Annotated in this window: 7 protein-coding genes and 1 pseudogene; 4 read left to right on the top strand and 4 right to left on the bottom strand. The window is 57.5% G+C overall.

Annotated elements, in window-relative coordinates; translation table 11 throughout:
• Positions 1 to 101: 101 nt before the first annotated feature.
• The 4 genes from HXO69_RS07550 to HXO69_RS07565 form a co-directional block, all read right to left on the bottom strand.
• Positions 102 to 1325: a hypothetical protein gene (locus HXO69_RS07550; protein WP_296546295.1), complete on the bottom strand. Its 1224-nt coding sequence runs from the start codon at positions 1323 to 1325 to the stop codon at positions 102 to 104.
• 490 nt (positions 1326 to 1815) lie between these two features.
• The gene (locus HXO69_RS07555) at positions 1816 to 2391 is read right to left on the bottom strand and encodes an HIT domain-containing protein (protein ID WP_296546297.1); all 576 of its coding nucleotides are present in this window, start codon (positions 2389 to 2391) and stop codon (positions 1816 to 1818) included.
• Positions 2392 to 2477: 86 nt separating this feature from the next.
• Positions 2478 to 3140 carry an aspartate ammonia-lyase gene (locus tag HXO69_RS07560; protein WP_296546299.1) on the bottom strand — a complete coding sequence of 221 codons (663 nt, stop codon included), beginning with the start codon at positions 3138 to 3140 and terminating at the stop codon, positions 2478 to 2480.
• Between the two features lie 492 nt (positions 3141 to 3632).
• On the bottom strand, positions 3633 to 5333 hold the full coding sequence (locus HXO69_RS07565) for an ion channel (RefSeq protein ID WP_296546300.1): 1701 nt from the start codon (positions 5331 to 5333) through the stop codon (positions 3633 to 3635).
• 113 nt (positions 5334 to 5446) lie between these two features.
• On the opposite strand from HXO69_RS07565, the gene HXO69_RS07570 reads away from it, so the two are divergent.
• The 4 genes and pseudogenes from HXO69_RS07570 to HXO69_RS07585 all read left to right on the top strand — a co-directional run.
• A complete protein-coding gene (locus tag HXO69_RS07570; protein ID WP_296546301.1) occupies positions 5447 to 5677 on the top strand; it encodes a hypothetical protein in 231 nt (76 codons plus the stop codon).
• A 140-nt stretch (positions 5678 to 5817) separates the two neighbouring features.
• Positions 5818 to 6813, top strand: coding sequence for a restriction endonuclease (locus HXO69_RS07575; RefSeq protein ID WP_005505835.1), 996 nt, complete (start codon positions 5818 to 5820; stop codon positions 6811 to 6813).
• 340 nt (positions 6814 to 7153) lie between these two features.
• Positions 7154 to 10063, top strand: coding sequence for an FAD-binding and (Fe-S)-binding domain-containing protein (locus tag HXO69_RS07580; RefSeq protein WP_296546303.1), 2910 nt, complete (start codon positions 7154 to 7156; stop codon positions 10061 to 10063).
• 197 nt (positions 10064 to 10260) lie between these two features.
• Positions 10261 to 11862, top strand: a pseudogene (locus HXO69_RS07585) (hypothetical protein); the annotation flags it as partial.

Genomic DNA, 11862 nt, shown 5'->3' on the forward strand with positions numbered 1-11862 from the left:
TTGGTGTGGGTGTTTGGTGCGGCGGGGGTTTTGGGGTGAGGGTATTGGCGCAGGGCTCCGGCTAGGGCGGCGCACCGGGGGTATTAGAAGAGCGAGCCCACTTAGAACAGCGAGCCCTGCACCCTCACCCGCGTGAACTCCTGCGCCGGCTCCACCAGCACATTCCGCCACGCGGCAGTATTCACCAGGAACGCCGCATCAGCATCGCCGGTGTGGGCGCTCAAAAACTGACCCGCCGCACCCGTGCAGAAGAAACCAGCCGACCCGCTCCCGGTGCCGGAATCGCCCAGGCCAGAATCACAGGGTGCCAGCGGTTCGGGTGATTGCGCACGCAACGCCGCGTAGGGGCGGTTCATCGCAAGCGACGGAATCCACGGCTCATCCAGGACGGTAAGCGGCACCTCCGGGTCGGTACGCGCCAGCTCGGCGAGCGCTTCGCGGGCGCGGGCGACCGCCTCCTGATGGGCTGTGCGAAGCTGCGCACCGGGCAGCGGGTTCGTCCAGGCGCGGTACTTGCTCGCCACCTGCTTGACCTGCGGAATCTTCGCGAGAGCGGTCACGGCGTCCTCGGCGCGGCGAATAGCAAGCCCGTCGGGTGCGAGCGCAATGTAGGTGGCGGTGGCGACCGCCTGCTCGTCCAGGCGGCGCGGGGTCGAATGCAGGGAGCTCGTGCCGACCTTGTGCGTGCCGTCGGGGAAGGTCGCGATGTAGAGGCGATGCTCCAGCATGGCGTAGGCGCGCATGGATTCGGTGAGCGTTCCGGGGTACAGGTGCGCGCTGTGCAGGGCGGTGAATTCGTCGCGGGCGGTGCAGCGTGGGCACTGCTGGCCACGCCGGATGCGGGCGCCTTCGGGGCAGGGTACGCGGCGTATTCCCACGGAGGCTCCCCCAGAGATTCCCGCGGATTCGGGGGCGGCGTCATTGCTCGTGCCGGTGGTGTAGCCGGCGCAGTAACGGTAGAGTTCCCCCTCGCTATCGCGCGGAATGCGCAACCCCAGATAGGCGCCGGGAGTCAACGGAATCTGGATGCGAACCCCGCTCGGAACGCCACGCTGCGCGGGGCTGTTTTCCTGCTTAGGGTCGCTCTCCCCCGCCGCTTGAGATGCCCGGTTATGAGCTCCTTCAGCGACCCCGCGGGGCACGACCGGTTCCACCTCAATGAGCGGGCGGCGGTTGGACCAGCGGATCTGCCTCCAGATGAGTAGCTGCGGTGCGCCTGCAGAATCACCGGCGGCGGCATCATGACCGGCACCAGCATTATTACCGGCGGCGGGCGCAGCAGCAAACTCGTCGAAAGCAGTCTCAAGCAGGTTGGGGTAGTCCATAGCATTCCACTCTAGCGGGTCTGGCGGGTTCTTTCTCGAGGGGTGCGGCGCATCCTGGCGCAACGTCCCCGAGGGGCAAAAGCAGCGCCCTCGAAATGCAAAAGAGGCCAGCGTCCTTCACGCTGATCCGCACCCCCGCAGTGTTGCCGTGCGTTCACGCACGACGGGGTGGGTTCTCAGCTGAGGCGCTGACCTCTGTGGTTGAGGCAGGGCGCTTACCCTGCCAAGCCCGAAAGCGATCGGTGACCGCTATTTTTCGGTGAGCTATGCGGTGTCTCTGGAAGCCGGAAGCTTCCCAACAGCGTCGCTGCATTTAAAACTTTGCCATATCCAATGTACATAACATCATTCAAATACGCATCGACTGCCTAATCTGCGCATTTATGACGCAGAATTTCTATGCACTAGCTGGCAAATTGAAGCAATTAGTGCAAAATTTCAAAATCACCAAGCCGCTCAGCCGGACTATCTGACGGATGAACCACGCCATCTAGCTGAGGCGGGCAAACCCCTCCGCAATAGCCACACGCATATCGTCCAGCGTGCGGGACATAGTCTTGGTGTGAGCGATAATCGGCAGGAAATTCGTATCCCCACTCCAGCGCGGCAGAATGTGCTGATGCAGGTGATCAGCAATGCCCGCTCCGCCCACCTTGCCCTGATTAATGCCAATGTTGAAGCCGTCATTATGCGACACCTCACGCAGAACCTTCATGGCAAGCTGAGTCAGCTGCGCAATCTCCATGGTTTCCGCCTCGGTCGCATCGTCGTAGAACGGGATGTGGCGGTACGGGCAGACCAGTAGGTGCCCGGGGTTGTACGGGTAGAGGTTGAGAACCACGAAGGCGTGCTCGCCGCGGTGCACAATCAGTGACTCCTCGTCACTGCGGCTGGGCGCGGTGCAGAAGGGGCAGGTCTTCTCGGTGTAATCCTTCTGGCCGCCGCTCACGTAGGCGGTGCGGTGAGGGGTCCACAGGCGCTGGAACTGGTCCGGTGCGCCGGGCAGCTCGAAGGAATCCTGCACCGAGGCTGCGGTGCCGTGCTCGGGGGTCGTGTTCTCGCTCATAGTCCCATTCTATAGCCCGCACGCGCTGACGGGAATGCCCCTCCGACATGCGTGCCAGATATGAGATGACTCCCCCGGCAACAGCCTTAGCCGTGCTGCTTTTCCAGGTGAATGATGCGGGTGGCACCCTCAAAGGTCATGGGGAAGCTCAGCACGCCGTCCTCCATGACGAATTCCTTGGTTTCCTTATCGGAGGCGTACGGTGCGTGGCTCAGCTTCGCGTGGTCCACGTGCGAAATGTAGCTGAAGTTGCCGGTCTTCGCCTCGAAAGTGCCAGCCCAGAAGGGGGTTGCCAGCTCTTCGTGGTTCAGGTGGTAGGTGACCTCGATAATGCCGTCGTGAATGACTGCGTCCATGTAGTTCTCAAGGTTGGTAGAGTCCTGCTGAACCCAGGTGCCGTCCATGATTTTCTGCGAGCGCGCAACGGCTGCCGAGGAAGGCATGGGCGCCGCGGTGTATGCGGTCTGTTCCTGAGCATCCGGCGTATAGCTACCGGCACCCGCCGGCGCGGGGGTTTCAGTGGGCTGGGTCGCGGTAGGGTGAATCGACGGGTCCTGCGAGGTATTGACCGCCGCCTTAATTCCGGTGCTGTCGTCGCCGGGGGCGGGAACGGCGCTGGGCTCGACGGTTTCAAAAGCTGCGGGGTCAACAACCGCACTTGCGGAGGCGTTATTCGGTGCGGGTGCACACGCGGTGAGAGAGAGCGCGCCGAGTAGAGCGAGCGCGCCCAGAGTGGACTTAGGTACCACGAACGTGTCCTAACAGTGTATGTGTTTGAGTGAGTTTGTGAGTTGAGTGGTGCCTCCCCGTGAGTGAGGTGGGGATACGACGAAACCCCGTAGCGCGTTGGGCTACAGGGCGTTCGATAACCGGCACGGTAGATAGTTTATAGGCTCTGGCTAGGAGTTTCACCAGTGGCGGCCATTTTTAAAAGATAGTTTGGTCACATTAGATCTTAAGTTGAGGGGTTTTTCGCGCACACGAGCCCCAATTTGCACTCTCCACGGGCTAATTTTGCCTCGACAAGGCGAAATATCCCGCACGGTGGCGTGGGCGGCAATTTTCTTGCCTTCGTCTTGCCTTCGCGTGGGCTCGGCACCCAAACCCACCGCTTCAATAAGTATGCGGTGTGGGTTTGAGCGCCAAGCCTCAACTGAACTGTTATATCTGCGCTGCTATCTGCGCTACCGCAACCGAGCCGCTACAGCCCGGTTACTGTCCGCAGGGTATTTGCGAGCGGACTACTGCTTGCGGGAACGTAGCGAGGACTTCTCACGAATAATCGTGAACGTCTGGCGGGTCTCCTCCAGCAGGGCGACCGGCTCCTGCTCGCGCACCGCAACCTCATGAGATGCCGAGGAGTCGGCAGGTTCACCAGCCCGCGCGGCGCCGGGCGCGGTGTTCGGGGTAGCCTCCGCAGAAGCTGCCGCAGCAGCACCCGGAGCGCCAGGAGTACCAGGGGCAGTAAAGCCCGCGGCGGCGCTGAAACCGGCGCGGCGTGCCGCCTCCGCCTCCGAAGGAACCGGGTGCACGCCGTCCTCATCCACAACCTCACGCAACGTGTAGTCGTGGGCTTCACGGCGCGCATACTCACGAGCCAGCAGGGCACGCAACTCAGAAATCTCCTGGCGAAGATCGTCCACGTCAGCCTTGGTTGCGGGGTACTCCTGCTCCTCCCTGCCACCAAACTTTTCGATAATCCAGCTCGCGAGCGCACCGGTAGCAACCGCGACCAAGCCCCCGCCGTACAGCATGACGATCACGGCGATGACCCTGCCGATACCGGTGACCGGGTAAACGTCTCCGTAGCCGACCGTGGTGAGGGTCGTGAACATCCACCAGTAGGCGGTGGGCAGGTCACGAATCATCGCGCCCGGCTCGGAGGACTCCACCGAATAGATCGACAGGGCAAACATGATGATGAAGATCGCGGTGTAGCCGAAGAGCTTCATCCCCAGTTCGGAGAGCCTCTTATATTGGCGGTTGGTGGTCAGGTGCATCATGGCGAGGAAGCTGACAATACGCCACGGGGGCAGCAGCACGATGGCCAGGTTCATCAGGTTGTGCGTGATGAAGTAGAGTCGCCGCGGCGCCAGGTACAGGCGCACGCAGTAGTCGGCGGCGAAGAGGCCCCACAGAATCATCTGAATGATGTTGAGGTACCCGTCGTACGGCTCCTGAATGCGTGTGCTCATGATGGGCGCGGCGAACGCGAGCAGGTACAGCACGGACGCCACGAACATGGGCGTGGAGGAGCGGTCTTCCCACGCGGCCAGGTTCTTCTCGCCGCGGTACTTGCTGAGCGTGCGGAAGAGGCGGGTTCGCGGAGTGCGACGCGGCGGGTCCGTGACGGTGCGGGTGACCGTGCGGATGGTCGTGGTGTGCGTTTCAGGTTCGCCCGCGTCAATAATCTCGGCGGCACTATCAGGGTTACCCTGGGTGCCTGCCTTCTGGGTGCCAGCTTTCTGGTCGCCCTTGCCGTGCGGGTGATGCGTGGTGCGGGTGATGCGACGCTCCTCGCGGTGCGTACCGTCCGGCGCGTCGGTGGTGGCGTACTCTTCGACGACCTCTTCGTAGTCGTCGTCGGGGTCCAGGTCGGTGGAGTAGACGGAGTGGGTGCTGTCCAGGCGGGCGCTATCAATCTGCACGGCATCAACCTGTACTGCCTCCATGCCGGGGGCGGTAGCCTCTGCGGGGCTACTTGCTGCAGCACTAGTTTTGGCGGCACTGGATTCTGCCGGTGCCGACTGGGTATAACCAGCCTTCGTGGTATTCTCAGCGGCGGCTTCAGATGCGGTAGTTTCAGATGCAACAGTTTCAGGGCGCGCAGACGCACCCACCGGGCTGTTCCCCGGAATATTGCCCGAGGTATTCCCCGAGGTATTGGGTGCTGTGCCGTTCTTTACCGTGTTGTCTGTCTGGTTCTGTTCTGCCTTATCCATAGTGTGAATGATACTCCACGCCGTTGCGTTTGCGTTTCTATTTCGTTGCACTGTGACCTTGTGCTGTGACCTTTGGGCGGCGGTCTTTACACCGCGGTTTTGTGCACGATACTGTGTCGAAATCGGGCGGCAGTTCGGTTGCGGTGGAGAACCGTTCGGGTGCGAAGATGACGGTGTATTGTGCGGGTGTGGATCGTAAGGAACGTAGTGTGCCTGCGGGTGGCCGCGTGTTTGTGGAGGATTTGGGGGTGCGTGCTTCGGCGGGTTCTCCCCTGTTCTGTGGTGTGGTGACTTCTGATAGTACTGCTAGCTGGAATGTTACGGCCCTCGGCGGGCGTGCCTAAGGGCAGCTGCGGCGCTAATAAAGCCTGCACAAGGGAAAACAGGCACCTCTGGTAACGATTATCTTTTGTATTAGAGGTATATTAAGAACGGACTACCCGCCGTTATTAACCAGCCGTTATCAATCAATGGAGATACACCGATGACCGCTCAGTCGCCTGATACCACTGAGGTTGAACTTCCCAAGTTCTACGAATTCATTCCCAGCATTCTTGCTTACCTATCTGACGGCAACTCCCGCACCAATAAAGAGATTTATAGCGCTGTAGCAGAGCGCTACCCGCTTTCTGACGAGCAGCTACTACCCTACCTGCCGAACGGCAAGCGTCCCGTCTATGTGGACCGCATTAGTTGGGGCTTGACCTATCTCAAGATGTTCGGTGCGGTTGATTCCCCTCGCCGCGGTCAGCAGGTTATTTCTGACGAAGGCTTGAAGCTGATTGAGGCTCATCCTGGGGGCATCCCCGATGATGTCGTCGCGCATATCGTTCGTTCCGCCCGCAGCACGCGTGAGCGTTCCCAGTCTGATAGTTCCGAGCAGGACCCGCAGGAAACCCCGAAGACCGCTACCAAGACTGTTGCCGTCACGACTGCACCCTCTGAGGTGTCTGATAGCACCCCGCAGGAACTCATTGATGAAAGCATCACTCAGATTGAGTCCGCGCTGACGCACGATATTTTGGAACGCGTCCGCGCAATGTCTCCGACTGCTTTTGAGCATCTGGTGGTGGATGTTCTGTTGGCGATGGGCTACGGCGGCCCGGCAGGACGCGGCACCGTTACTCCGGCTTCCAATGACGGCGGCGTGGACGGAATCATTGACCAGGATGCGTTGGGTCTTTCAAAGATTTATGTCCAGGCTAAGCGTTACGCCAAGGACAATGTGGTGGGACGCCCTGCCCTTCAGAGCTTTGTGGGCGCACTGCATGGCAAGGCAACGCAGGGAGTGTTCATCACGTCGAGCTCCTATACGTCTGACGCACGCGGCTATGCGGAGGAACTTGGTGGCGGAGTTTCCCTCGTTCTGATTGATGGTGAGCACCTGGCGCGCCTCATGATTAAGTACGGTGTTGGCGTACAGGTGGCACGCACGTACACCATCATGAAGCTTGATGAGGACTTCTTCGACGAAGCCTAAACGTTACACAAGCGTGGGGTGGAAAGCATGTAGCTTTCTGCCCCACGCTTTCTTTTGGGTTAGCCGCCTTTTGGGTTAGCCGCTGGAATGTTACAACCCTCGGCAGCCGCGCCTAAGAGCAACCGCGGCGTTCAGAGTGTGGTGGGTGCGCCTCCGCAGGCCCGGGCGTATTCCCCCGGAAAGCCAGCAAATACGCGGCAAACCACCGCATCAGCACGGTGTATAACCCACCCCCTTTATGGTGACAAGTAGTCGCCAAGCTTAGCCATAGCTAAGCGGAAAAGACGGTGTTCAAGAGCACATACTGAAAGGTAAGACAGTCTCACTAAGGAGATTCATCATGACCACCGTTGTGTCAAACACTTCCAAAGCACTCAAGTCCCCCTACGAGGACACCCTCAAGCGTCTACTCTCCGATGCGCGCGCAGAAGCCGTCGAATCCAGCGTCTCCGAACTCGAGCGCCTGGCAATCTCCCACGACGCATCCCACTACCTGCTCGTGCCCGCCGGCCTGGTCCGCCCCGACTCCGCCGAAGACGTCGCCAACATCTTCCGCGCAGCCGGCGACCTCGGTCTGCCGCTGACCTTCCGCTCCGGCGGCACCTCCCTCTCCGGCCAGTCCAGCGGCGACGGCCTCATGGTCGACACCCGCCGCCACTTCAAGAAGATTGAAGTCCTTGAAGACGGCAAGAAGGTGCGCGTGCAGCCCGGCGCGACCATCATGATGGTCAACAACTACCTGGCACCCTACGGCTACAAGCTCGGCCCCGACCCGGCATCCTGGTCCGCCTGCACCATCGGCGGTGTGGTTGCGAACAACTCCTCCGGCATGTCGTCGGGCACCAAGTACAACACCTACAACACCCTGGACTCCATGGTGTTCGTGCTCCCCAGCGGCACCATCATCGACACCGCTGAGCCTGACGCTGACCAGAAGCTGCGTTCCCTCGAACCCGAAATCCACGAGGGTCTGCTGCGCCTGCGCAAGCGCGTGCTCGAGAACCCCGAGTCCATGGCGAAGATTCGCCAGCAGTACTCCATGAAGAACACCATGGGTTACGGCCTGAACTCCCTGGTCGACTTCGAGACCCCCGTCGACATTCTGCAGCACCTGCTGATTGGTTCGGAGGGTACCCTCGGCTTCGTCGCTTCGGCAACCTACCGCACCCTGCCAATTCTGAAGAATATTTCCACCGGCCTGCTCGTGTTCGACAACCTGATTGACGCGGCACGCTCCGTGCCCGAACTGGTCGCTAACAAGCTGGCAACCGTCGAGCTGATGGACGCCACCAGTATTCGTGTGGCTCAGCGTACCGGCCAGGCTGCGGAGGCGCTCGCCGCCATCGACGTGAAGGATCACGCCGCCCTGCTGGTTGAGTTCCAGGGCAACTCCGAGCAGGAGCTGAGCGACCTTGCCGCCGCCGCAGCACCCATGTTCAAGAGCCTGCCCGTGGCATCGCCGGTGTCGATGACCAGCAAGCTGTCCGAGCGTAACGCCCTGTGGGCAGCACGCCGCGGCCTGTACACCACCGTTGCGGGCAACCGCCGCTCCGGCACCAACGCGCTGCTCGAAGACGTGGTCGTGCCCGTCGAAGTTCTGGGTAACACCTGTAGCGACCTGACCAAGCTGTTCGACGCACACGGCTACAAGGACTCCGTGATTTTCGGTCACGCGAAGGACGGCAACATCCACTTCATGCTGAACGAGCAGTTCCGCGACCCGAAGCAGCTCGACCGCTACCGCGAGTTCACCGAAGAAATGGTTCAGCTGATTCTTGCCGCTGACGGCTCGCTGAAGGCTGAGCACGGTACCGGCCGCATCATGGCGCCGTTCGTGAGCCGCCAGTTCGGTGAGGAACTCTTCGACGTGATGCGCCAGATTAAGCGCCTCATCGACCCGAAGGGCTTCATGAACCCCGGCGTGCTGATTGCCGAGCCGGACACCGACTACGTGACCGACCTGAAGGTCGCCGAAACCGTCGAGGAAGAAGTCGACCGCTGTGTGGAGTGCGGCTACTGCGAGCCGGTCTGCCCCTCCCGCAACCTGACCCTCACCCCGCGCCAGCGCATTGTGATGCGCCGTGAGATTGCCGCCGCCGAAGTGAACGGCGACCACGAGCTCGCCGAGCGTCTGCGCAAGGAGTACGAGTACAACGGCATCGACACCTGTGCTGTGGACGGCATGTGCCAGACCCGCTGCCCCGTGAACATTAACACCGGTGACCTGATTCGCCGCCTGCGTTCTGAGAACCAGGACAAGCTGGCTGCCGCCGGCTGGAAGGTCGCCGCACAGCAGTGGGGCATCATGGACAAGGTCGCCGGTAAGGCTCTGACCGTGGCTAAGAAGCTGCCGTTCCCCGTGGTGCACGGCACCACCAACATTGCCCGCAAGGTCATGGGCGACGACACGGTCCCCTCCTACAAGAAGGACCTGCCCGTCGGCGGCCCGGCACGTAAGCCGCACAAGGACGCAACCGCTGAGATTGTGTTCTTCCCCGCCTGCGTGAACTCCATGTTCGGCGGCGTGGACGGCGACGGCAAGCACGACCCGGTCAACGCAACCCAGGCGTTCATCCGCCTGTGCGAGCGTGCCGGCGTGAAGTACCGCATCCCGGACAACATTGGCGAGATGTGCTGCTCCACCCCGTGGAAGTCGAAGGGCTTCACCGACGGCTACTCGATCATGAGCGACCGCGTGCTGAAGTCCCTGTGGGAGGCTACCGACGGTGGCCGCCTGCCGGTCGTGTGTGACGCTTCGTCCTGTACTGAGGGCCTTGAGGTGATGCGCGAGAAGGTTATTAAGGCGCTTGAGCACAAGATCGTGAACGGCCTGCAGCCGGGCGAGCCGGACTTCTCGCGTCTGCGCATGTACGATGCGGTGCAGTTCGCCGCCGACAACATGCTGGACAAGCTGACCGTGTCTGCTCCCCTGCCGTCGATTGCGCTGCACCCGACCTGCTCGATGACTCACCTGGGCACTCAGCCTGCGTTTGAGAAGATTGCGAACGCGATGAGTGACGACGTGTACGTGCCGAAGCACTGGGGTTGCTGTGGCTACGCGGGTGACCGCGGTATGCTGCACCCCGAGCTGACTGCGAGCGCTACGGAGGCGGAGGCTGCGGAGCTGAGCGAGCAGAAGCAGTTCGCCGCATACATTTCGGCTAACCGTACCTGTGAGCAGGGTATGACCGAGGCGACCGGCCACACCTACCAGAACGTGCTGCAGCTGCTGGAACGCACCACCCGCTAAGGGCTGAGCGCATAGCAGCGGCATAAAAGTAGGGATCCGGCGGGCTATCTTATGTGATAGCCTGCCGGGTCCTTTCTTCGTTTCAAAAAGCATTCAAGTATTAAAAGAGACAACTATAGTAGAATATTAAAGTATGTGACATATAAAAAATAAAAATAAATCCACCCACTAACCTACCACCCGAAAGGAATGTTTTCATGGAGCTCATCCAAATAGATGGACTTATCGCCATAACGACACAAGAACCAGATACCTTTAAATTAGAATGGTTAAGTAATTTATTCCAGAATAGAGATTTCTGGATAGCCATTTCAATAATTACACTCGTAGCGCTTTTAAAATATTATTCCTCCACTAGAAAAAGTCTACTATTTTTACAACCTGGAGACAGAGACTATATCAAGAAAAACAATCATCAAACATTGACAATATCAGCCATCAGTGTACTAATTTCATTCTCTGTTCCATTGTGGCTCAACCTATCTATCAGCAAAGAGAGCACAGGGGCACAAATCCTTCAAAGTTTACTTACTGTTAGTGGTGGATTAGTCCTTCTTCTAACGTTTATGGAAAATCGCAGGAAGAATGATATAGATGAGTTAAAAAATCTTGATGAGAGCATTCAAAAGTTACACACAAATCGGCATGAAAGGAATACAAAATCAATTGAACTTATGTTTTCCAGCAATACACCTGCTGCCGTTTCTGCCGTGTACAGCTTATGCAATATAGCTGACGAATGGGCCAACGAAGCCACCAATAGTGAGAATGAAAATGAACACAATAGCCACAAAGAAGCACAGTCTATTATAAACGTATTATGTACATATATTCGAGAATATGGAAAAGAGCAGGAAAATCCACCCCAACAAGAAATTTACAACAAGTTAGTATGTAAAACCATTCTAGAAGAACTAAGCAATAGGCTAAATATAATAGATAAAGGATATTCCAAGTGGAATGACTATAAAATAAATCTCAAGGGTACAACTTTTACATTCCCTATAGAACTAGAAAAAATTGGAAACACAAATAATATAGATATTTCTGAATGTACATTCAAAGATAACTTAAGAATAACCATCGCCGCAGATAAAAATAGTGATACAGATTCTAACGAAACCGGATCAAGAGTCCTATCTCTTGAAGGATGCGTATTTAATTCTTCTGTCAGTATAGGTGGACATGTATGCGCAGAGATTTCTGAGATTAATCTCCAGAATACACATTTCAAGGAAAAATCACGTCTTAAAGTGTGTGACCTCTCTTTCAAAAATTCACCCTCTCCTTCTACTAGTGAGCCCTCTACTCATTCTATATACATCCATGGAACCCAACCTCATGAAATGGTTTTTTCAGACCTCTCAGATGCAGCCATTGTTGTCGGCCAAAAATATGATTCTAGGGATCCCAACAATTCAGGAGCGATCCAATATACAACAATCCAAGGGAACATACTTATTGAACAATGCGACGATACATCCTTTGAAATACCCGACAGGCATACATTTAATGGAGAAATCAATATATTCTGCAGTCGAAAAAATATTAATGAAATAAAAATGAATGACTGCATTCTAAAGAAAAAGGTGATAATCAAAGCGGCAAACATTAAGGAGATGGGTTTCATCGATACGAGATTTAATCGTGGTTTAGATATAGACTGTTCAGAAAAAATTGAAACCCTGACTGCATGTAATGCCACCTTCTATATAAACGGTTCCATTAGCCATCAGGGAGTCGATTTGATTAACAGCAAGTCAAAGGTAACAATCAAAGCAAAATATATTACACTACTA

The organism is Rothia sp. (in: high G+C Gram-positive bacteria), assembly GCF_015265375.1.
GTDB lineage: Bacteria > Actinomycetota > Actinomycetes > Actinomycetales > Micrococcaceae > Rothia.

Coding starts and splice junctions, on each gene's coding strand:
- HXO69_RS07550 (WP_296546295.1), bottom strand. CDS start 1,325: ATGGACTACCCCAACCTGCTTGAGACTGCTTTCGACGAGTTTGCTGCT.
- HXO69_RS07555 (WP_296546297.1), bottom strand. CDS start 2,391: ATGAGCGAGAACACGACCCCCGAGCACGGCACCGCAGCCTCGGTGCAG.
- HXO69_RS07565 (WP_296546300.1), bottom strand. CDS start 5,333: ATGGATAAGGCAGAACAGAACCAGACAGACAACACGGTAAAGAACGGC.
- HXO69_RS07575 (WP_005505835.1), top strand. CDS start 5,818: ATGACCGCTCAGTCGCCTGATACCACTGAGGTTGAACTTCCCAAGTTC.
- HXO69_RS07580 (WP_296546303.1), top strand. CDS start 7,154: ATGACCACCGTTGTGTCAAACACTTCCAAAGCACTCAAGTCCCCCTAC.